Genomic DNA, 24,507 nt, shown 5'->3' with positions numbered 1-24,507 from the left:
CTTTCTATTTACGAAAGGTCTGTTTATTACTATCTAACTGTTTTACTTTTTGGTAATATTTCTCAGATTCATTTTCGTTTCCTAATCCGCTATGTCCCAAAGCCATCACATAATAGCAATGTACTTGATTACGAACATTTAAATCATCGTCCCAAATCGCCAAATCTGGAAGTGATACCGCAAAATAATCAATTCTGGACTTTTCGAATAAATACTTTTCACCATGTGCCAGCAGTTTGTTAAAACGGCTTCGTGCTTTGTCTTCATCACCTAATTCGCGCCATGCCAATCCCTGATAGAAAATCTTATCTGGTTGCTGATCGTTATAGAAAAATGCCTGAACAGGTTCAGGTGATCCAAGCGTTGCCTGAATAAAATTGGCATTTGCATTTACCAAATCTCCAAGACCTTTATAAGCCAATCCTTTATAATAAAAAACCTCATTTTCCTCAGCATTTTTCAATTTTCCTTCACCTAAATCATGCGGATAAAATTCAGTTTCTTTCAGCAATTGTAAAGCATCAGTAAAACGGTTTTCTGAAATTGCACTTTTTGCCAATTCGACTCTGCACAAAGTATATTGTCCCGTTATTTTTCCTTCTCCGCCTTCCCAAGGGTGAAATTTCCGTTTAGAAATCAGCTCTTTTGCAATAGCATACTTTCCTGTCTGATTATAAAGTGTAATTCTTTCAATACACAAATCATCACGCTCTTCGACTAAATCTGGATATTGATTTAAAACATTTAATCTAAATTCCGGCGATTTACCTATTTTTTTATAAAGCTGATCCAGCTCCATAAAAATCCTTGAATCTGTTATGTCCAATGCAAATGCTTTTTCTAACATTTCCTGAGCTTTGGCCTTATTATCCGTTTTATTGAAATAAGCAAGCGCAAGGTTTCTTAACAAGGTAGGGAATTTTTCATCTATGTCAAACGACAATTCCCAGCATTTTACAGCATCTTCATATTGACGGAATGCATACCAGAAATTCCCCAAATAATAAGGTGCTTTTGCATCTTCAGCATTTAATTTAATGGCATCCTGCAAAATATTTACTTCTTCAATTCGATTTGGGAAACATTTTTCTGGAGACTGTACAGCAGCTTTTTTATACCATTCTATTGCTTTATCAGTATCACCATTTCTAGAAGCAAAATAACCCAGAGCGTAATACACCATTGGATAAACCTCATCATTACTTTGTATAGACTCCTGCAATAATTGTTCCGCTTCCAGATACAATCCAGCTCCCGCAAAGTCCAATGCATACTCTATATATCCATGTGACCATTGACGCATTATTGTATTCATTTCATCAAGAATGGCTTGGTCTTTGGTTATCAAATATTTCTCAAAACGGCATCCCATATTAAAGCGGTCAATTTTGATCGAATCCTCAATCCACGATAAAGCTTCTTGATTTCTATTTAATTTTCTTAAAATAGAAGCTTTCAATTGACGTGCTTTGTGATTGTGCCAATTACGGATAAGTGACGATTCTACGCGTTCTAAAGCTTCTGTCCATTCCCCTTTTATGCTGTCTATTTGCGCCAAAGCATAAAACGCTGCATCCTGCCACGCTGCATTCCATGTTGATTTGAAAAGAGAATTATAAGCATCGTCAAATTTCCCCTGCAATTTTAAGCAATAACCAAGATTGTATAGTGATTCACCATCAATCGGGTTTGGATTTCGCTCTGTTAAAACCTCAACAGCGGTTCTGAAATACGTTTCGGCTTTTTCAAACTGACCTCTTCTTAACATTAACAAACCAACAGCATTATTACATCTTACATCTCTTGAATCTCTGTTTAAAGCTTCAAAATAGTAATCCAGTGGATTGTATGTTGCATGTCGGTATTGCTCTAAATGCAATCCTGTTAAATACAATTGCTCCATCGAAGCAATATCTTTTGGATCCAGCGCCGCTTTTGCAGGATCGGGAACAGGTTTTATTTCGGCCTTTTCTTCTTGGTATTGAACCAAAATTTTTCCGTCAGAAGTATAAACCGTAAAAACTAAATCCTCTGATAAAGAATCCCCAATCGAAACTCTTTTTTTATACGGATTCACAGGAGATATTGTAATTTCATCCTGAAATAAAACGTTATTTTTTTTGTCTTTTAATTCAATTTTTAAATTCTCATAAAGGCCTGTTGTGTACAAGATTAAATCAGCTTCGTTTCCTTCAACTTCAATATTTATGATCGCATCTTTGGTTGCATTTTTAACATATCCAACTTCGGCGTAAGGCATAAAATACTGCACCCATGATTTTTCTTCATAAGCCTGAAGCCAAGAAAAATCAGGCTGATTGTCTGTAAATACTCCAGTCATTAATTCGATATACGGACCGTCTTTGTCGGTTAGATTTCTGTCCCAAGCCAGACCGAAATCTCCATTACCCCAAGTCCATTGCTTTTTTCCAGGAGACACATGATGATTGGCCACATGCAGTAATCCTGCCTGAACATTATCCTCATAACCTCCCACAAAATTATATTTAGACTGCACCGCCATATATGATGTTGGAACCGGAATATTTTTATATTTCGAAATATCCACGCCAGCAGAATAGTCTTGTTTGTAATATTCGCCAGTCGCAATCGGAAATTTAGAGACATCTCTTTTTCCATGATCAAAAACTGCATTTACATCTGGAGGAAATACCGATTTATATCCATCGTTTACAACCACCGCAGGATTTGCCCACCAAAGAAACGTTTGTGGAAAGGCGGTACGATTGTATATTTTTACTTTAATTTCGATATAGGCTTTATCAGGATGCAGTGTAAATCCCTGCATTCCTTTAGTTCTAAACATTCTTTCTACTTCATTACACCAAATTGTTTTGCTTCCGTCTGCATTTTCTTCGATGCTGAAATCTGTTGGCAAAAAAGTACTCGGACGGTGATGCTGTGGCCAGTTGAACTCTATTCCGCCAGAAATCCAAGGACCGGTAAGTCCTACCAAAGCAGGTTTAATTACCTGATTGTAATACACAAAATGACGCTGTTTTACTTTGTCATACGCCATGTGAACGCGTCCGCCTAATTCCGGAAGAATCATTATTTTGATGTATATGTTTTCTAAAAATAGGGCGTGATACGATTTATCGTGTTTTTCATCAGCCAATTTTTCAACAACAGGATAAGGATAAACAGCTCCTGAACTTCCTTGATACACACGTTTTTCAAGAAATATTGGATTCTTTTCTTCTTCACCAATTTGGTACGTTGGTAATAAAATATCTTCTTCCCAAACACGTACGACACCCTCTTCATTAACGGTTGATTGAATTAAATAAGCCGTGATTTTTTCATCCTGACCTATTTCATTTACTGATTGTTTTGCATGCAAATCTTCTGCTGTTATATTTTCCATTTTATTATATGCTTTTATTTTGTCAATTCATTTTCTATTTCCTCTAAAGATTTTCCTTTCGTTTCCGACAAAGAATAGCGAAGGAAAAAGTATCCAGCTAAGCAGATACTACCGTAAAGCCAGAATGTTCCGTAAGAGCCAAGGCTGCTGTTGAGTATTGGAAAAGTGTAAGTAAGTACAAAACAAGCAGTCCAAAGGGCAAAAGTGGAGATAGCCATTGCCATTGCGCGTACTTTTGTCGGGAATATTTCAGACAAGACTACCCAGGTAACAGGTGCTAATGTCATTGCATAGCAGGAAATTGCCGCAATAACAAGACCTAAAACAGCAAGACCTGTAATTTCAAAATAATAGCAAGCACCTAATAAAGCATAGATAAAAAACAACCCCATTGATCCAATAAGCATCAAAGTTCTTCTTCCCCATTTGTCAACAAAATACATTCCTACAAATGTGAAGATTACATTGGTTAAACCAGTAATTACGATATTAAACAAGATATCTGAAACGCCATAACCTGCTGCTGAAAAGATTTCCTGAGCGTAATTAAAAATCACATTAATACCACACCATTGCTGAAAAACAGCTATCACAATCCCTAATAAAAGAATCTTTGGCATCTTGCCTTCAAAAAGCATTTTATAACTGACTTCCTCTTTGATTTCTCCAGTTCTTGATTTAATTTCTTCTATTTGGTCTTTTGCAAAAGAAAGACCTCCAATTTTAGTAAAAATAGATTCTGCTTTATCATATTTCCGCTGATTCGCTAACCATCTTGGACTTTCGGGTATAATGAGTATCAAAACAAAAAAGGCTACAGATGGAATAGCTCCTGCCCAAAACATATATCTCCAACCCCATTGCCCGTTCCATGAATTCAAAATATCCTGTCCCTCTGCAATTGGATCAGCAATTAACCAGTTTGCAATTTGGGCTGCCAATATCCCTATAACAACCGTCAATTGATTTATAGAAACAAATTTGCCTCTGGATTCGCTTGGTGCAATTTCGGCTATATACATTGGTGAAAGATTTGAAGCGATACCAATACCGATACCTCCAATAACCCTCCAGAATATGAACCATTCAATCGCATCAACCATCCCGGTACCAAGAGCTGCAAGAGTAAAAAAGATGGAAGCTACAATCATCAGCGGTTTTCTTCCATACTTATCAGATAAACTTCCTGAAATCATTACACCCAACAAACAGCCTAAAATAGCACTTCCCATTACCCAGCCCTGCATAGAAGGTGAGTTAGTAATATTAAAAAAAACTTCATAGAAAGGCTTTGCCCCTCCAATTACAACCCAGTCATATCCAAATAACAAACCACCCATTGCTGAAACCAATGCAATAAAAAGCAGGTAAGAAGAATTATACTTACTCATATATATTTAATTTTTTAATTTATTTATCAATACAAATATCGTTACATACTACACGTCCAGAAATGTAATATTTATGTAAAACATGTATAAAACATAGATTTTTATATCAAAATTACCATACTAAAAATAATAAAGCCTATTTTTTAGGGTAAGTGTATTTATTTGAATTTATTTTTGATGATTTAATGCCATATAACCTATAAAATATCTTACTAAAAACATTTTACCACATTAAAACATCACATTTATAATAATATTACTCCATAATATGTAAATTACCATGGTTTTGATATGTTTTTATTTATCTTTAAATATTTTTCATTCTAAAAATACACATAACCGTACTATGGATCAGATCGCAGATGGTTTTAAAGGAGAAAGAGCAATAGTTGTTCCTTATAGTATTCGCAGCTTTCAGTCTGAAAATGAACTGACAAAAAACCTGTTCATTACGCATATTGGCTATTATCCCAATGCAAAACATCATTTTAGGAAAAGGTCAAAAGGCGCACTCGAGCATATACTTATTTATTGTGAAAATGGAAAAGGCTTTATAACTATTGAAAATGAACAATTTTCGCTTACCAAAGATCAGGCTTTTATAATTCCCGCACACAAAGCACACAGTTATGAAGCGGAAATTTCAAAACCCTGGAGCATTTACTGGCTGCATTTTAAAGGAACAGCAAACTCTTTACATACTGCAGTTTCGGGAAAAGTTTTAAATCTAAACGACAGCAGATCATCTGACAGGCTGAACTTATTTGAAGAAATTTATCAGAATCTGGAAATGGGTTTTAATCCTGATAATCTTGAGTATTCTAGTATTTGTTTACAGCATTTTTTAGCAAGCATAAAATACACCGATCAATTTCTAAAAATAAAAACAGCTGATACAGAAGTTTTAGATGTAATTCCGATGAGTATTATATTTATGAAAAACAATCTAATAAATAAAATTACACTGCAAGAAATAGCACATCATGTAAGCTATTCGAGCTCCTATTTTGGAGCCTTGTTTCTAGAAAAAACATCCTCTACTCCTATGGATTATTACAATCAGTTAAAAATTCAAAAATCGTGTTCCCTTTTGCAGTTCAGTAATCTTAAAATAAAAGAAATTGCTTATCAATTGGGTTATTACGATCCATTTCACTTTTCAAAATCATTTAGACAGGTAATGGAAATATCTCCAAGAGAATATCGTCTCCGATATAAAACCCAAGTGTAAGTACTAAAATTTACTTTATAATATTCAAATCAGAATTAAAAGAGCTTTTATATTTTTTGATGTATTCAGAAGGTGTCATCCCAAAAAGTTTAACGAATTGCTGTCTGAAATATTTTGGATCTTCAAAACCTACCTCAACACTTGCTTGAGCAATATTCATATTTTCGGTAAGCATTAACATTGCGGCTCTTCTTATGCGTATAGAACGTATAAATGCATTTAGAGTTTGTCCCGAAATGATTTTAATTTTAGTATAAAGAGTTCTATGACTCATTCCCATCTCGGCAGCAAAATTTTTAATGGTAAAATCACGCTTATGAATATTGGCTTCTATAATTGCAATACATTTTTTTAGAATCTCCTGATATTCGGCTGGAACTTTTTGAGTGTTTTCTTTAAGCGTAATACTATCTAGGAAGTATGTTCTCAAATTACTACGGCTTTTCAATAGTGATTCGACACGTGCAACGAGCAAATCATCATCAAATGGTTTGGTTATGTAATCATCGGCTCCGTCACTTATCCCTTGTAGATGCGTTTCTGGATTTTTTGAAGCTGTTAACAATATTACTGGAATATGTGACAAGCTGCTGTTTTCCTTTATTTTTCTACATAGCTCAAGTCCGTCCATGACATCCATTGCAATATCACTGATGACCAAATCCGGCATGTGTTTTTTAGTTAGTTTTAAACCTTCTTCACCATTGTCTGCACTATATATTATATACGTTTCGGAAAAAAGTCCAATCAAATAATTTCTGATATCGGTATTATCATCTATAATTAAAAGTGTGCGTTTATCGGTAAGCATCACTTTATGCAATTCAGTCTCTGAAGTTAAATTTGCAGAGAACTCTACAATCTCTTCTATATTGTCAGTCATTAATTCTTCAACCAATGGACTCAATTTGGGAGCAACTATACTTATATGTAAATCTTCAAAATGATCCTGACCTTTTAAAAAATTCAGTTTAAATGAGCTTCCTTTTCCTATTTCGCTACTGCAAGTAACCTTCCCTTTATGTTTTTCGACAAAATACCTAACTATAAAAAGTCCAATTCCAAAGCCAGAACTACCTCCTACTGGAACTTTAGAATTACCTCTTTTAAATTTCTCAAAAATAGTTTCCAAATCATCTTTTGCAATTCCTGTCCCACTATCCAAAACTTCTATGATTACATCCGTTTCAGATTCAGATAAATTAAGACCAATTTCTCCACCAACGGGAGTAAACTTGAAAGCATTAGAAATCAAATTAAACAATGATATCTCAATTTTTTCGTAATCCCCTATTATTTCAATATTGTTTTCTGGTATCTGAAAAGTATAGTCAATATTTTTATCTTTTGCCTGATTTACAAAACACTGGTAAATTTCATAGCAAAGATTATTGACATTTATAACAGACATTTTGAGTTCATCGGCATCATTTTCAGCTTTACGAAAAAGCAATAGCTGATCTACTAAACTCAAAAGCCTTTTGGCATTTCTATGTGCTATTACCAAATCACTTACCGAAGAACTATTTTCAGTATTTCCTTTTTGAATTGCCTTTTTTAACGGATTTATAATCAAAGATAAAGGCGTACGAAACTCATGAGAGATATACGTAAACATTGATGACTGCTTCTCTGCAATTTCCTTTTCTTTGGCACTTTCTAATTCGGCTACCTTTACTTTATACTTTAATTTCTCTTTGTTTTTATTGTATTTGATATACCCATAAATAATTCCTGCTCCAACCAATAAATAGAAAGTATAAGCCCACCAGCTACGGTACCATGGTGGTGAAACTATTACAGTAACAAGACTTACCTCTTTATTCCAGCCACCTCTGAAATTGGTAGTTTTCACTTTAAAAACATACTTACCCTCTGTCAATCTTGCATAATTTGCTCTTCGGGCCTGACCTACATAATTCCATTGATTATCCCAGCCGTCTAGATAGTATGCATAATTTATTTTGTCGGCATTATTATAATCCAATGTAACAAACTCTATTGATAATGTGGTTTGATCATAAGGCAATTTTACTTCTTTAATTTTACCCGAATCCCATTCCGAAATTAATTCGTTTTTACTTTCCTCTATAGGCTGATTGTTTACATAAAAATCCGTCAGATGTAAATTGTTCTTCTGATTAAATTCTTTTATATCTTCTGGAAAAAAGGAGTTAAACCCATTTATTCCACCAAACAGAAATTCTCCAGTAGACAATTTTAAACCAGCATTAAAACTAAACTGATTACTTTGCAAGCCATCATTTATAGAAAAATTTCTAAATGTTTTTCGTTTTTTATCAAATCTGCAAATTCCATTATAGGTACTCATCCATAAGTTCCCTCCCTTATCTTCCAACATCCTCAAAACAGTATTTGAAGGCAAGCCATCATCAGTAGTTAATCTTTTAAATTTATTAGTTTTTCTATCAAACAATAACAGCCCTCCTTCTTGAGTTCCCAACCAAAGATTTTTATCTTTATCCTCATAAATACATCTAATCGCACTGCCAATTGGGAATTTCTCGTATTTTTTGGTTTTTTTATCGATAGCAAATAACGAAGTGTTATTCCCTCCCCAAAGTTTACCATCACTCATCTCAGCAAGACACTGCAAATTATCTATTGTTTTATCAAAAAGAACGAAAGCATTTTTGGCACTATCAAAAAAATACAAACAACCTTCATTAGTAGCACTTGCCCATATTGTTCCCTTGGAATCTTTATACACAAACCATATGTTTTTTTCAATCTGTTTTGTAAAAGGATTATAACATGAATAATGAGTTATTGTATTATTTACAGGATTAATACGATTTACCCCTCCTGCCCATGTGGATACCCAAATCTCATTAGCATTATCTTTTATTATACCTGTAATAAAATTACTGCTGATTTTATGAGGCGAAGAAGCCGAGGTACTATAAAGCGTATAGCTATTGCTTTTTTTATTCCAATACTTCAATCCTGCTCCATCCGTTCCTATCCACAGATTCTTATTTTCGTCTTCACAAAAGGACAATATAAAATTTCCAGCAGGATCACTGTCATTATTATCTTTTATATTCTTAAAATATTTTGGACTATTGCTTATCATACTTATACCACCACGTAAAGTACCAAGCCATATATTTCCAGCAACATCTTCATGCAAAGCCCATATCGAATTACTTTTTACAAATTGTTTGCCTTTGGCTAAGCTATAAAGAATTGCTTTTTTCGTTTGACCAATCACTTTATAGATGCCGCAACCATCTGTAGTTATCAACATTTCTTTTTTCTTATCAAAATGAATATCTGTAACGGTACAGTTAGCCGACAAATAATTTTCAGAAAATGAATTTGTCTTTGCGTTAAAAGAAAACAACCCTTCATCAGTTCCTAACCAAAGTGTGTCGTCTGCCGAAAGTTTCATGCATTTTACTTCCATTGATAATGGATATACTATCTTTAATTTTTCTGAATTATAGTTATACTGACAAATCCCCACATTTCTTACATATACCCAACAACGACCATTTTTGGGGTCGTTTTCAAGAACTGCAGCGTTATAGCCATATTGTAAACCTTTAGTTTTGGATTGCTCAAGATCTATATGTTTTCCAGTAAAAGATCCATTTTGATAAATTAACAAACCATAATTTTGTGAAGCTACCAACACCAAATTTTCTGAAACAGATCTAATCTGATGAATAATGTCTTTTAAAACTTGAGTAGTATTATTTTTTGAAACATAAGTCAGCGGATGAAAAATAGATTCTTTTTTATCAAAAACACAAGCTCCATTTGAACCACCAACCCATATATTTTTTTTAGAATCCCCTTCAATATTATAAATGGTATTAAAAGACAATGAGTTTTTATCATTAATCTTATTGCGGTACACTTTAAAATTATAACCATCATAACGATTTAATCCGTCATAGGTACCAAACCACATAAAACCATCACTATCCTGATAAATTGTAATTACCGAATTATTAGACAAACCATTTGATATATCGAGAAATTTAACCGAATACTCTTGTGAAAAAGCGGTCAAAGAAAAAGTTATTAAGAATACAAAATAGAGTACAAAATTCTTCAAGAGAAATTGTTTTAAAGATTAATTATTTTTAAAAAGTGTAAAAAATACAATTATAGGCATTATTTATAAATATATATCATAAATAATGAAACAAAATTATTATAAATTGATTTTTTCCTTTAAAATAAAGACACGCTAAGTTAAATGGAATTTGAGATAAAAACAAACAAAATGGTTTTTAAACTCGTCAAAAAACACTCTTCAATACTTTTATAAGAATACTATTCAACTTGAAAAATAAATTCTAGAATTTTCCTAAATTTCTGTTTAAATAATATTTTCGGAAAAAAGCTGGCAATTCTAATAATTAAAAATCTTTACTTTTGCGTATTAAAAAAGTCCCAATGGAAAAGCTATATTCTCTTGTCATTCATCCTCCCGAAGATCATCTCATTTTGATTAAAACCATGAAAGAGCAATTGGCTAATGAAGTAGGTTGGTACAATAGTAAAAACTCTGTAGGACACATTACCATTTGCGAATTTAAAGCAACGGAAACTACAATTGAATCCATTAAAAATCAAATAATCAAATTATGCAATTCTTTGACTCCAGTCGCAGTACACCTAAATGAATTTGGTTCATTCCCAAACGGAGCTTTTTTTATAGCTCCCGATAATGATTCTAAAATAGATTTGAAACACATCATGAAGCATTTTAACAAATCACTTAAAATTCAGGATATGAAAAAAAGTGATAGTCCACATCTGTCCATTGCCCGAAGATTAACTCCTGAAAATTTACTAAAAGCCAGTCAATTATTTACTACAATCGATTTGCATTTTATTTGTGACAGTGTAGTTTTGAGATTATTTGATGAAAATAAAAAACAGTTTTTTGCAACTAACACCTTTCTGTTTAATGATACCCCTCAAGAGCAATTTATCCAGGGAACTCTTTTTTAAAGCTACCAAAAAGTATTAAATTGCAACTTTAAACCAACTGTTTTACTTCCAAATAGTCCATAAATGAAAACTTTCATAAAACATACCTTTATCTTAATTTTATTGTTTGTAACAGTAACAACAAAAGCACAAACATCCATTAATTTTATACAAAATGATTATAAACTGGCACTTGAACAATCTAAAGTGTCCAAAAAAACAATTTTTGTTATGGTTTATGCCACTTGGTGTACACATTGTAACAAAATGAAAAATACCGTTTTAAAAGAACCAACTGTCATTACATTTTTCAACAGCAATTTCATTAATGTAATGATGGATTCTGAAACACCAATAGGAAAAGAGTTTATGAAAAAATATAACATAAAATCCTTCCCAGTCTTTCTGTTTCTGGACGAAAAAGAAACTCATCTTTACAGTACTGGAGGCGAATTCACCACCGAAGAATTTCTTACTGAAGCCAAAAATGCGCTAAACCCAGATAAACAATTACCTTATTTGGAAAGAAAAGTCAATGAGGATGTAAGAAATCCAGAAAATTGTCTGATCTACTTAAATGCTTTGAGAAAAAGTATTGATTCCGACAAAAGTGATAATGTAACAGCCAGGTATTTAGCAACCCAATCCAAAGACCAACTGATAACTCCAATAAATTGGAAAATTGTTGCTTATGGCGTTAATGATTTGAATTCAAAAGGATTTGAAACAATCTTAAATAATCAAAACGATTTTGCAAAAATAGCTTCGCCAAAAAGAGTTGAAGCCAAAATTGTAAGTGTGGTCAAAAAAACATTAACCCAAAACATGAATTATCTGGATTCTATCAACTACTCCAAAAACAGAATAATTGCAAAAAATATCCATATAAGAAAAGTAGATTCATTAGTTTTTAAGTATGATTTACAAATGTATGAGGGTATAAAAAGCTGGAAAAATTACCAGCAGATTACTTCAGAATCTGTAGAGAAATTGGCTTGGAATGATTATTCAACAATCAATAGTATTTCCAAAGTTTATATTGAACATATAACTGATAAAGATGCTTTGAAATCATCTATTTCATGGGCTAAACATTCAATCGAGATTAATAATTCAGCTGAAAGCACTCTTTTATTAGCCAGATTATATAATAAAATCGATGATAAAAAGAATGCTATAGAAAATGCAAAAAAAGCAAAAGCCATAATAACAGCCATGGGTTGGAACTCAAAAGACGTTGATCAATTCCTAAAAGAGTTAGGTATAAAATAAATCGGTAAAGCTAATTTCTAAGAATGTAAAAAGGCAACTGTTTAAAAAAATAGCTGCCTTTTTTATTGAATTCTACAAATTCAAATTTCCTTCAATACCGTCGTCCATAGTTTTTCCTATAATAAATGCTACAGTCATTTTGGCTGCTGCAATTACTTTTCCATGTTTATTATTCCAATAATATCCTTCATTAGGAACGACTTTTATAACACTTAGATTTGGATCGTCTTCGCCCTCAGGCATCCACACTTTTACAATTGGAGTAAATAAATCTTTTATAATTTCTCGGTCATATAAAATAGCCGCATGACCATGCAATGTCAAAAATTGGTCATGAGGTGCCGAGAAAAAAAGCTCAACCTTTGAATTTGCTATAATTTCATGATTCTTTTCACTGGTTTTATCAGATAAAAACCAAAGATTCCCTTCATCATCAATTTTTTGCGCAGACATTGGTCTTGAATTCAGTTTTCCGCTATTATCGTATGTACAAAACATACACGTTTTTATGTTTTCTGCTAAATCTTTTATTTTTTGAACAGCAGAACTGTCTTTTAAATCTTTATAATCTCCCATAACTTTATATTTTAAACTATTAGTATTTTGCAGTTTATAATTTTATAAAGTTCTGATTTTATAGCTATTGCAAATTATAGAATTCATCAAAAGAATTATCAAATTTCAATTTATTATTCTATTCTCAATTGATCTGATCAAACTAAAAAATAACAAAAAAACCTGCAAAGAATAATCCAAGCAGGCTTCATTTTGAAATAATTGAGTTAGTAAGCACGTTTATTTCTAATTTTTATTTTTTCAATCGGTCGGATAATTCTCTTTTGTAAGTAATTCCAATTGGTAATTTTTCTTTTTTGATAACAACAAAATCCTTATCCGAATCGTCAATTTTATCGATTGCAACGATGTACGATTTATGAATTCGCATAAAGTTTTTTTCGGGCAGGCATTTCTCTAATTCTGTTGTGGTTATTGATGCTAAATACGTTCTTTTGATAGTATGTAACTTCACATAATTACCAAAACTTTGCGCATATAAAAGCTGATCTAATTCGATGTCTATCAAATACCCATCAATTTTTACACTTATGGAATTGACAGCTGCTTCTTCGGGTTCGGCTTTTATAATTTCTGTAGAAAAAAAACGCTCGATAGCCTTCAAAAAGCGTGGAAAATAAATCGGTTTCAAAAGATAATCAATCACACCATAATCATAACTTTCCAAAGCAAATTCAGAATAAGCTGTCGTTAAAATCGTTTTGGGGTGAATTGGAAGAATTTTTAGCAATTCCATTCCTGAAATTTCGGGCATATTGATATCTAAAAACATCAGATCTACTTTGTTTTCCCGAAGATAATCCATTGCTTCAATGCCATTATAACCTTGAAAAACCAATTCTAATTGTGGATTTTGTTTGATATAATTCGCCAAAACATAATGCGCTGCCGGTTCGTCGTCAACAATAATGCATTTTTTGGGTTCCTTCATTATACAAACTTTTTAAGTTGCAGTTTTAAATCTACAATATAAGTATTTTTATCGTCTTTAATATCTAATTGATACTCTTTTCCGTAAATTAGATTCAAACGTTCAATCGTATTTTTTAAACCAATTTTTGTCGAAACAACATCCGTTTTCTTCGGAATAGAATTCACTACATGCAAATGCAGTAATCCATTTTCGACTGTTATAATGATACGGACAAAACATTTTTCGATAGCGCAAGTCCCATGTTTAAAAGCATTTTCTATAAAAGCAATCAATAACATTGGAGAAATTTTATAAGCATTCTCATTGTCTATTTTACTATCATAAGTGATTTCACAACGATAGCCAACACGCTCTTTTTCCAGTTGAATATAACTATTTATAAATTCCAATTCATCTTCCAGAGAGACACATTGTTTGTTATTACTTTCGAGTTGGTAACGCATTAATTGCGACACTTTCATAATCAAATCGGGCGTTCTTTCTGGAAATTCAAGACTAATTCCGTAAAGAGTATTAAAAGTATTGAATAAAAAATGAGGATTCAATTGTCCTTTTAGCGAATTCAACTGCATTTGGTTGAAAAGCAAAGTCTCATCAGTTTGTTTTTTATTGATTCTGTAGAATTTAAAAACAATAATCGGACTCAAAATACAAACCAATGTCCCCAAAACGCTGGCTAATTGATAAACATAACTTCTTTGATGTGAGTTTTGATACAAATGACATTTGCTAAACATATTCAACTCCGTAATTTCATATAGAATTACCGAAAACACCAACACTCCTAAAAGTGTCAAAAAGATATAACTTAGAGGCCTTTGTCCTTTGAATAATATAGGTAATATAAAAAAACGATTGAACTGGGCGTGCATGTATAAAATGCAATAGAAAAAAATACCCATCAAAATCGAAATGAAAGAACTAATTAACATCCAATCATTTTTTAAGGTATAAATCGTAAATGAAAAACCGACGACAGCAATTTCCTGCCACCATTTATTTTCCATTATATCATTAAACTTTTTGTTCATCTTTAATACTAAAATAGTTTACAAATTAACCACTATTTTTTAATTATTATTCCCAATAAATGACCAATTGAATTGGTCATTTATCATTGCAGTACATCATTTAAGGAGGCTTATATCCGCTTAAGAGAAATAATTTTGGGGCATAATTTCAATATCTGAGTTTTATGTATTTCAAAAAAATTACTTTATTATTTTTCTTGATTTTTGCTACCACTGGCTTTTCACAAACCTTGTCTTTGAAAGAAGCGATACAAACGGGTCTGGAAAACTATGGTTCTGTAAAAGCAAAAAGCAATTACGCAAGTGCTTCGCGAGAAACCCTTCAACAAACTCGTCGCGATTATTTACCTAATCTAAATTTATCGGCACAACAAGATTATGGAACTATCAATGGGCAAAATGGTGCTTTATATGGTTTCAATGGTTTAGGAACTGCTTCTTCCGGACCAGCACTGCCAGAGCAAAACTGGAACGCCGCTTTTGGTGCTTTGTATCTGGTCAATATGAACTGGGATTTTTTCACTTTTGGAAAAACACAGGAAAAAATTAATTTGGCGAAAGTCGATGTTCAGGCGAAAGAAAAAGATTTGAATCAGGAAAAATTTCAACAGCAAATCAAAATTTCATCAGCTTATTTGAATTTATTGGCAAGCCAAAGGTTATTAATTTCACAACAAAAAAATCTAACTCGTGCCGAAGTTTTCAAAAAGACAGCTGTTGCCCGAGTTAAAAACGGATTGTTGGCAGGAGTCGATTCTACATTGGCAACCGCCGAAGTTTCGAAAGCTAAAATCGCTTTGAATCTGGCTAGAAATTTCGTCAAAGAACAAAACAACAAATTGGTCGATTTAATGGGTGTTGCACCACAAAATTTCATTGCCGATACGCTTTTTGTAAATCAGATTCCAAAACAATTAGCATTTGACGAAAAGGCTTCTGACAGCCTGCATCCTTTATTACAATTGTACAAAACAAAGATTGATTACAGCAATCAGCAGACTAAATTATACAAACGTTTTTACTATCCAACAATGAGTGCGTTTGGAGTTTTACAAACCCGGGCTTCTGGTTTTGAGACTGGTTATGCAATCGACCAAAACTCTTTTAGCAGAAATTATTGGGATGGCGTAAATCCAGACCGCTCTAATTATTTGGTTGGAATTGGAATCAGCTGGAATCTGACCACTCCTTTTAGAATGAGTAAACAAGTAAAAGCTCAAAAATTTGTTACGGAAGCTTTGAAAGAAGAATACAATCAGGCCGACAGAGAGTTAAAATCGCAGCTGGCATTGGCAGATGATAAAATAAAAATCACGTTAGAAAACTATGCCGAAGCGCCAATTCAGGTTAATGCTGCGCAAAAAGCGTATCTGCAAAAATCGACTTTGTACAAAAATGGTTTGACCGATCTGACCGATTTAACACAAACCATGTTTACGCTGAACCGTGCCGAAATTGATCGTGACATTATCAACAATAATGTGTGGCAATCCTATTTGCTAAAAGTAGCGGCCACGGGCAATTTTGACTTATTTACAAATGAATTTTAATTATAGATCCTAATGAATTTAATACGTTTTGCACTCCGCAAACCCATCTCGATATTAGTATTAGTTGCGGGTTTATTTTTCTTCGGAATTGGCGCCATCAAGGACATTAAGGTAGATATTCTTCCGAAAATGAATTTGCCGGTAATCTACATCGCACATCCTTTTGGAGGTTATACTCCTGATCAGATGGAGGCTTATTTTGCCAAAAATTACGTGAATATTTTACCTTTTTCCAATGGTATAAAATCGGTGGAAACCAAGAATATTCAAGGGTTAATGATTATGAAATTAACCTATTACGAAAACACAAATATGGCTCAGGCTGCTGCCGAATTAAGTGCCTTATCGAACAGAATTCAGGCGGCATTTCCTCCAGGGACACAACCGCCGTTTATCATTCGTTTTGATGCTTCTTCTTTGCCAATCGGGCAATTGGTTTTGAGCAGTAAAATACGTTCTAATAATGAATTACAAGATTTGGCTAACGTCTATGTTCGTGCTTCCTTTACATCAATTCCAGGTTTATTATCGCCGGCTCCTTTTGGCGGAAGCCCAAGAACAGTCGAGGTTAACGTAAATCCAGATTTACTGCGTTCGCACAATATGACACCAGACCAAGTTGTTGAAGCCATTCGTGTAAACAACCAAACAGCTCCTTCTGGAAATGTTAGAATTGGAAATATCAATTATCTTACTCCTACTAACAATACCATTAGAGATATTAAGGATTTTGAGGAAATTCCGTTGTTTAAAGGTGGTGTTCAAAACTTAAAATTAGGTGATGTTGCTACTGTAAAAGATGGTGCCGATGTTACCAATGGATATGCTTTGGTAAACGGAAAACGTTCCGTTTATATCAGTATTGCCAAAGCGGGAGATGCTTCGACTTGGGATGTAGTTCAGAAATTAAAATCTGAACTTCCTAAAATCCAAAGTACGCTGCCCGAAGATGTAAAATTATCATACGAATTTGACCAATCGGTTTATGTAATCAATTCTGTTAAAAGTTTAATTACTGAGGGAATTATTGGTGCAGTTTTGACTGGTTTAATGGTTTTACTTTTCCTTGGAGACAAACGTGCGGCTTTGATTGTAATTCTTACGATTCCGATTTCAATTATTTCGGGAGTATTGTTTTTGAAATTATTCGGACAAACTATCAACTTAATGTCGTTAAGCGGATTGGCTTTGGCAATTGGAATTTTGGTGGATGAAAGTACCGTAACGATCGAAAATATTCACCAGCATCTCGATATGGGAAAACCCAAGGCACTCGCTATTTGGGATGCCTGTAAAGAAATTGCGTTACCAAAATTATTAATTCTGCTGTGTATTCTTGCCGTATTTGCACCTGCATTTACGATGGTAGGAATTCCGGGAGCGTTGTTTTTGCCTTTGGCATTAGCGATTGGGTTTTCGATGGTCATTTCATTTTTGCTTTCGCAGACATTTGTACCAGTCATGGCAAACTGGTTGATGAAAGACCATCCAAAACACGAACACGCACCGAATATTACGGATGATGAAGCCGAATTTAACGACTGTGGATTAACGCCAGAATCAGAGAAAGAGTTAATCACTCAGAAAAAACATATGGTTGAAAGAGACGACTTTAATTCTGATGGAAAACTAAGTGGTTTCGAACGATTCCGAATTCGATTTATGAAAACCTTAGATCGTTTGTTTCCTTTCAAAAAAGCAGCAGGTCTGACGTATCTAATTGGAATTACACTTTTGGCTGTAGTCTTTCTTACAACCATCGGAAAAGATGTTTTTCCTAAAGTAAATTCAAGTCAGTTTCAGCTGAGAATGCGCGCTCCTGATGGAACCCGTATCGAACGTACTGAAGAAAAAGCCATTTTGGTATTGAAAGAATTACAGAAAATGGTTGGCAAAGAACACATCGGAATTTCTTCTGTATATGTAGGTTCGCATCCGTCATTGTTCTCTATCAATCCTATTTATTTGTTCATGGCAGGTTCTCATGAAGCTGTTTTTCAGGTGAGTTTGAAAGATTATGAAGCCAATATGGATGATTTTAAAGATGACCTTAGAGCGAGAATTAAAAAGATTCTTCCTGATGTAAAAATTTCTTTTGAACCTATTGAATTGACCGATAAAGTTTTGAGTCAGGGCTCACCTACTCCAATTGAAATTCGAATTGCAGGAAAAGACAAGAAACGAAATGAATTGTATGCCAATCAGCTTGTAGAAAAACTGAATAAATTCTCTTATTTCAGAGATGTTCAGATCGGACAGCCAATTCATTATCCAGCCATGAATATTGATATTGACCGTACTCGTGCTGCTGAACTAGGTGTCGATATGAATGATATTTCGCGTTCATTAATTGCTTCAACCTCATCATCGAGATATACGGAGAAAAATACCTGGATTGATGAAAAATCAGGTTTATCTGTGAATGTTCAGGTTCAGGTGCCTTTGAATCAAATGAAAAGCAAAACGGATATCGGTGAAATTCCGGTATTAAAGAATTCACTTCGTCCGGTTTTAAGCGATGTCGCAAAAATTACACCTGGATATGTAAGTGGTGAAAATGATAATTTAGGGGCAATGCCATACATTACGGTTACTGCAAACATCCATGAAACCGACTTGGGGACGGCAACAAAAGATGTAGCAACGACGATAAGTTCTTTAGGCGAATTACCGCGGGGGTTATTCATTTCGCCTATTGGAATGAGTACTGTATTGAGCGAAACATTAAGCAGTTTACAAGTTGGATTGTTAGTTGCCATCTTTGTAATCTTCTTAATGTTGGCCGCTAATTTCCAATCATTCAAAGTTTCGTTAGTGATTTTAACGACAGTTCCAGCAGTAGTTTTAGGTTCTTTATTGATGCTTACGATTACAGGTTCTACCTTAAATTTACAATCGTATATGGGAATCATTATGTCGGTTGGGGTTTCGATAGCTAATGCCGTTTTATTGGTTACCAATGCCGAGCAATTACGAAAAATAAATGGCAACGCATTAGAATCAGCTCGTGAAGCAGCAGCCTTACGTCTTCGTCCGATTATCATGACTTCGGTTGCGATGATTGCGGGAATGTTACCAATGGCAATTGGTCACGGAGAAGGCGGCGATCAGGTTTCACCATTAGGAAGAGCAGTAATCGGGGGATTATTATTCTCGACTTTTGCGGTGTTGTTAATCTTGCCTCTGATTTTTGCTTGGGCACAAGAACATACCACAACACAATCTGTTTCTTTAGATCCAGAAGACGAAGAAAGCATCCATTATATCTCATCATTAAATCCAAAAAATGAAAAATAATAAAATTATACAATCGACCGCGCTATTATTTGCAGCCTTGCTATTTCTAAATAGCTGTAATTCTAAAAAGGAAGAAGCACCTACGGCGGAACTTGAACCTAAAACAGAGACTTTTCTTTTAGCCAAAGAAAAACTAACGACCGAATTGCGTTTGCCAGCTGAATTAACTGGTTTTCAACAAGTGGATTTATATGCCAAAGTAAGCAGTTTTGTCAAAGTTTTAAAAGTTGATATTGGAACCGAAGTAAAAAAAGGACAACTTTTGATTGTTTTGGAAGCTCCCGAGATAAGTTCACAATTGGCTGCTGCCGAATCGAGATTAAAATCGATGGAAGCGATTTATCAAACTAGCAAAAGTACCTACAACCGTTTGTACGAAACGAGCAAAGTAGAAGGAACGATTTCTAAAAACGATTTGGAAATGGCAAGCGGAAAGAAAAACTCTGATTATGCTCAATACCAAGCGGCAATTGCAGCGCACAAAGAAGTTTCGATTATGAGAGGATATTTGGAGATTCGCGCTCCTTTTGATGGCGTTGTTGCGGCTCGAAATGTCAATTTAGGAACGTTTGTTGGCCCAACATCTAGTGCACCTTTAGTTACGATTCAGCAACAGGATAAATTGCGTTTGGCGGTTTCTATTCCAGAGCTGTACACGGGGTATTTACACAAAGGGGACGAAATGAGTTTTAATGTAAAATCATTGCCTGATACTTTCAAAGCTACGATTCAGAGAATGTCTGGTGCTTTGGATTTGAAACTGCGTTCGGAACGTGTAGAAATGGATGTTCACAACACTAAAGGAAATTTATTGCCTGGAATGGTTGCCGAAGTGATTTTACCGCTTAACGCGAAAGACAGCACTTATGTAATCACAAAAACAGCGTTGGTAGAATCTGCCGAAGGCACTTTTGTTATTAAAGTCGTGAACCATAAAGCAACCCGAGTTGAAGTTAAAAAAGGAAGAGAAATCGAGAATAAAATCGAAATATTCGGTGATTTGAATCTGAATGATAAATTGGTAAAAATTGCCAGCGAAGAAATTAAAGAAGGTGATGTTATAAAAGAATAGGTTTAGTTATTTAATTTGGGGTGAAAGTGCTGTAAGACTTAGGTTTTATGGCACTTTTTTATATTTTATTTTTCAGATTACTTATGCCACGTTATTTATTGTCTACTGATGAATTTGTAATTAAATTTGTATATTTTTGAAAAAAGAATAATAGTAAATAAACCTTTGCATATACACCTAAATTTGGGTAGATTATAACAATTATAAACTAGTTATCAGAAATTATTTAAAATGCCCGAAAAAATAATAATAAATACACCTAATAAGTGGAAAACGACCGATCCAAGATTCGTTGCTTTTCTTGATATATTAGGCTTCAAAGACAAAGTTATGAGAAAATCTCATGCTGAAATCTATGAGGAACTTTCTAAAATTTCAAAACTCAAAGAGACAGTTGAAAATAGACTTTCACTTAAAAACAGTGAGCGGTTTTATGATGCAGATGTATATGTCGTGAGCTTTTCAGATTCAATAGTAATTTTCTCAAAAAACGATTCTTTTGAAAATTTTGAGTATTTTTTAGTAGCACTCAGAGGGATATTTGCAAACTCTATTCGGCATAAAATTGCTATGAAGGGTGGTTTTGCACACGGAGAAATTAGTTTAAATAAAACTGAACAAATTTATTTTGGACAACCAATAATCGATGCGTATTTAATTGAAGAAGATGTAAATTATTTGGGCGTCGTTGCTCATTCCTCAATCAATGATTATCTGTATATTAATAAGTCGTCGGCCGACCATTCAATACTCGTACAGAATTTAATTTTCGAAGATAAAATAAGTCTTAAATCTGGAAAAATTATGCATATTAACCTTGATTGGTTTATATTAACTCAAAGAGATTATGATAACTTAAAAGATGAGGAAAAACTTGAAAACATCATAACTCATATCAAATCATTTTATTGTAGTGTCTCTGGAAGTCCTAGAAGATATATAGATAATACAATAGATGTGTTACAAAATGCCCATACAAAAAGTAAAATCAATTTTAAAAGATTAGATTTCAAACAGTTCAAATAATAACTTCTTCTTTCCTTTGAGGAATTTATTACTATTTTAGTAATTTACAAAGTATAAAGTCAGAACTTTGTGCAACATGATACAAAAAATCGTAGAAATAAGACCAAATGAATAGCAAAAAAGAATATATCCAAGGTTCACTTTTTGAGGAAGATTATCTAATAAGAACATTAGGAAATCTAGGGAGTTCTGCTGAAATTGCTTTAACTGAAATTGTAGCTAACGCATGGGATGCAGGTGCAACCGAAGTTGAAATTTTTATTCCTGAAGGGAAAGGTCAAAAAATTGTTATTGAAGACAATGGGATTGGACTTACTAAAGACGAATTTTATTCAAGATGGATGAAGTTAGGTTATAATAGACTAAAACATCAAGGTAAAAAAGTAGAATTTCCAAAAGATATAAATCTTCAAAGATTTGCATATGGAAGAAATGGTGTTGGCAGACATGGAATGCTTTGTTTTAATAATGAATACAATGTAATAACATCTAAAAATGGTGTAGAATCAAATTTCATAGTTACGACAAAAAGTGAAAGCGAACCTTTTCTTATTAAAGAAGAAAACTTTATAAAGACCAAAAAACACGGAACAAGATTAGAAGTAATAGTTGAAAAAAACTTACCTAAAGCTGAAAATATATTAGAAATTATATCAGCAAGATTTCTTCATGATCCAAAATTTATTGTTTCTATAAATAGAAAAACAATCGAACTCGAAGATCATAGTGGCTTAATTTTCACAGAAACTATTAAAGTTAAAAATATTTCATTAAACGTACATTTAATTGATTCTAAAAAAGCAAGAAAATCAACTCTTTATCAAGGCATCGCTTTTTGGCAAGGAGGAAGATTAGTTGGTGAACCATCTTGGATTATAGGAAAATATATGGTTTTAGATGGGAGAACCAAACTTGCAAAAAGATATTCTGTTGTTATTCAATCTGATGATCTAGGAGATTTTATATTAGAAGATTGGACAGGTTTCAAAAGAAATGACATTTTAGATATATTGTTTGAAAAAATTGACATTTGTATTCAATCAATGTTTTCTAAAATAGCCCAAGAAAATATTGAAGAAACAACAAAACAAATAAAACAAGATTATATAAAAGAATATAATGAACTGAGTCCTTTAGCAAAATATGAATTTAATGAAGTAATTCAAAATATTTCAATATCAAATCCAACTGCGAGACAAGAATCAATTGCATTAGCGGTTGAAACAGTAATTAGTTTAGAAAAAACTAGAAGTGGAACACAATTATTACAAAAACTTTCATTGCTAACTTCAGAAGATATTATAGGTTTAAATAAAATTTTAGACAATTGGAGTATAAAAGATGCTTTAACTGTTTTAGATGAAATAGATAAAAGAATAACTGTGATTGAAGCTATTAGAAAATTATCAAATGACAATACTGTGGACGAATTACATGTACTTCATCCTTTAGTGGCGAGTGCACGTTGGATTTTTGGACCAGAATTTGATTCTCCAGAATATTCTTCAAACAGTCAATTACAAACTTCTATTGAAAAAGTTTTTGGAAAAAAAATTGACAAAAACGTATTTAATAACCATAAAAAAAGACCTGATATTGTTGTAATGTCAAACTCTACTTTTTCAATAACAGGAACAGTTGCATTTGATAATGAAAATGGATTATCATCAATCAACAAAATTTTAATTATTGAGTTGAAAAAAGGTGGTTTCAAATTATCAAAAAATGAAAGAAATCAGGCTGTAGATTATGTTGAAGAGTTTATGAATTGTGGAACGTTAATAGAAAATCCATATATTAATGCTTTTGTTGTTGGAGATAGTTTTGATAATAAAATACAGCCTATTCAAAAAGTTGTAAATGCAAATCAAGTAGAAATGGGTAAAGTTCAAATTTGTCTTTTTTCCCAAATTGTAGATTCAGCTGAAAAAAGATTATTTGGTTTAAGAAGTAGATTAAATGAAAGATATTCTGATGTTCCAGGAATGGAATTATTTGAAAAACAACAAAAATTTGCAATCTAGTACATTCATGATCCCCCGCTAGCGCGTGCTTCTAGCTCGTGCCTACAATCAAAATCAATTCACACCTATACGAACTGATGGGTCTTTCACAGCCAGCTGTAAAATTTCAGAGATTAAGAACCATTTTTAACTAACTACTATTCAGTGTAATAATACAACAAAACTTAACAATTATGTAATAGGTCCCCCGCTCTCCGAAGTGTTCCTTTAAATAACAATTGCTTCGCAGAGTCTCATGACTTTGCGCTTTTTTTTAAATGTTCTTAAAAAATGTAAATCTGTCAAAAGTCTCCCGACTTTTACCGTAAATGTTTTAAAAACATTTTTTTTACCAATCATCAAAGTGTTTCTTGAATCACGATTGCAGTCCCCCGCGAGCGCGAGCGTCACGCTCGTGAAAACAAAGTATGAGATCGCTTATCAAATTGGAATGGTTACGAGCGAAACGCTCGCGCCAAAACAGGATATCTTAGTAATACTATCCTGTAAAGATTTTACATTTATTATCGAGTTTCTAATGGAGATTGCTTCGCCAATTCGGATAAATCCTCGTGTCCTCCTTCGTCAGAATTGACAAACTAGATGGTTAGTTGTAATTCAGAAAAACAGCTTTGATTTAACGATCCATGATATCGAAACGTGATAAAATGCCTAAACCTTATTTAACTTGTATCAAGATAATTCATCAAAAACAGGTGTTAAACACCATCAAGGCAGGTACTAAACACCAATAGTATTGGTACT

At 33.2% G+C, this 24,507-nt stretch carries 14 protein-coding genes; 8 read left to right on the top strand and 6 right to left on the bottom strand.

The genetic code is table 11. The features are described 5' to 3' along the window. Positions 1-4 precede the first annotated feature (4 nt). Together CLU82_RS15520 and CLU82_RS15515 are read right to left on the bottom strand one after the other, a co-directional pair. Positions 5-3,388, bottom strand: coding sequence for a DUF5107 domain-containing protein (locus CLU82_RS15520; protein ID WP_100843945.1), 3,384 nt, complete (start codon positions 3,386-3,388; stop codon positions 5-7). A 14-nt stretch (positions 3,389-3,402) separates the two neighbouring features. Continuing rightward, the gene (locus CLU82_RS15515) at positions 3,403-4,779 is read right to left on the bottom strand and encodes a sugar porter family MFS transporter (protein ID WP_100843944.1); all 1,377 of its coding nucleotides are present in this window, start codon (positions 4,777-4,779) and stop codon (positions 3,403-3,405) included. A gap of 346 nt (positions 4,780-5,125) precedes the next feature. Here CLU82_RS15515 and CLU82_RS15510 point away from each other — a divergent pair, with 346 nt between their 5' ends. After that, entirely contained in the window at positions 5,126-6,010 is an 885-nt protein-coding gene (locus tag CLU82_RS15510; protein ID WP_100845049.1) for an AraC family transcriptional regulator, read from the top strand. A gap of 10 nt (positions 6,011-6,020) precedes the next feature. Here the strand turns inward: CLU82_RS15510 and CLU82_RS15505 are convergent, their stop codons facing one another. Then, complete coding sequence (locus tag CLU82_RS15505) at positions 6,021-10,097, bottom strand: hybrid sensor histidine kinase/response regulator transcription factor (protein ID WP_100843943.1); 4,077 nt, start codon at positions 10,095-10,097, stop codon at positions 6,021-6,023. 344 nt (positions 10,098-10,441) lie between these two features. Between CLU82_RS15505 and CLU82_RS15500 the strand changes: the two genes are divergently transcribed. After that, positions 10,442-11,002, top strand: coding sequence for a 2'-5' RNA ligase family protein (locus CLU82_RS15500; RefSeq protein ID WP_100843942.1), 561 nt, complete (start codon positions 10,442-10,444; stop codon positions 11,000-11,002). 63 nt (positions 11,003-11,065) lie between these two features. After that, the gene (locus tag CLU82_RS15495; RefSeq protein ID WP_100843941.1) at positions 11,066-12,253 is read left to right on the top strand and encodes a thioredoxin family protein; all 1,188 of its coding nucleotides are present in this window, start codon (positions 11,066-11,068) and stop codon (positions 12,251-12,253) included. 72 nt (positions 12,254-12,325) lie between these two features. On the opposite strand, the gene CLU82_RS15490 is transcribed toward CLU82_RS15495, so the two are convergent. From CLU82_RS15490 to CLU82_RS15480, 3 genes are all read right to left on the bottom strand, one after another. Further along, entirely contained in the window at positions 12,326-12,829 is a 504-nt protein-coding gene (locus CLU82_RS15490) for a pyridoxamine 5'-phosphate oxidase family protein (protein WP_100843940.1), read from the bottom strand. Positions 12,830-13,061: 232 nt separating this feature from the next. Beyond that, positions 13,062-13,760, bottom strand: coding sequence for a LytTR family DNA-binding domain-containing protein (locus CLU82_RS15485; RefSeq protein ID WP_100843939.1), 699 nt, complete (start codon positions 13,758-13,760; stop codon positions 13,062-13,064). Next, complete coding sequence (locus CLU82_RS15480; RefSeq protein ID WP_100843938.1) at positions 13,760-14,794, bottom strand: sensor histidine kinase; 1,035 nt, start codon at positions 14,792-14,794, stop codon at positions 13,760-13,762. The genes CLU82_RS15485 and CLU82_RS15480 overlap by 1 nt, the downstream gene beginning before the upstream one ends. Positions 14,795-14,958: 164 nt before the next feature. On the opposite strand from CLU82_RS15480, the gene CLU82_RS15475 reads away from it, so the two are divergent. The 5 genes from CLU82_RS15475 (at position 14,959) to CLU82_RS15455 (ending at position 23,763) form a co-directional block, all read left to right on the top strand. Beyond that, complete coding sequence (locus CLU82_RS15475; RefSeq protein ID WP_100843937.1) at positions 14,959-16,344, top strand: TolC family protein; 1,386 nt, start codon at positions 14,959-14,961, stop codon at positions 16,342-16,344. Positions 16,345-16,356: 12 nt separating this feature from the next. After that, on the top strand, positions 16,357-19,641 hold the full coding sequence (locus CLU82_RS15470; protein ID WP_100843936.1) for an efflux RND transporter permease subunit: 3,285 nt from the start codon (positions 16,357-16,359) through the stop codon (positions 19,639-19,641). Further along, positions 19,631-20,713, top strand: a complete 1,083-nt coding sequence (locus CLU82_RS15465; protein ID WP_100843935.1) for an efflux RND transporter periplasmic adaptor subunit — start codon at positions 19,631-19,633, stop codon at positions 20,711-20,713. The genes CLU82_RS15470 and CLU82_RS15465 overlap by 11 nt, the downstream gene beginning before the upstream one ends. A gap of 231 nt (positions 20,714-20,944) precedes the next feature. Continuing rightward, on the top strand, positions 20,945-21,739 hold the full coding sequence (locus CLU82_RS15460; RefSeq protein ID WP_100843934.1) for a hypothetical protein: 795 nt from the start codon (positions 20,945-20,947) through the stop codon (positions 21,737-21,739). A gap of 107 nt (positions 21,740-21,846) precedes the next feature. Next, on the top strand, positions 21,847-23,763 hold the full coding sequence (locus tag CLU82_RS15455; protein ID WP_100843933.1) for an ATP-binding protein: 1,917 nt from the start codon (positions 21,847-21,849) through the stop codon (positions 23,761-23,763). Positions 23,764-24,507 lie beyond the last annotated feature (744 nt).

Source organism: Flavobacterium sp. 5, assembly GCF_002813295.1.
In the GTDB taxonomy this organism is placed as follows: domain Bacteria; phylum Bacteroidota; class Bacteroidia; order Flavobacteriales; family Flavobacteriaceae; genus Flavobacterium.
This window is presented reverse-complemented; position numbering and strand designations above follow the sequence as displayed.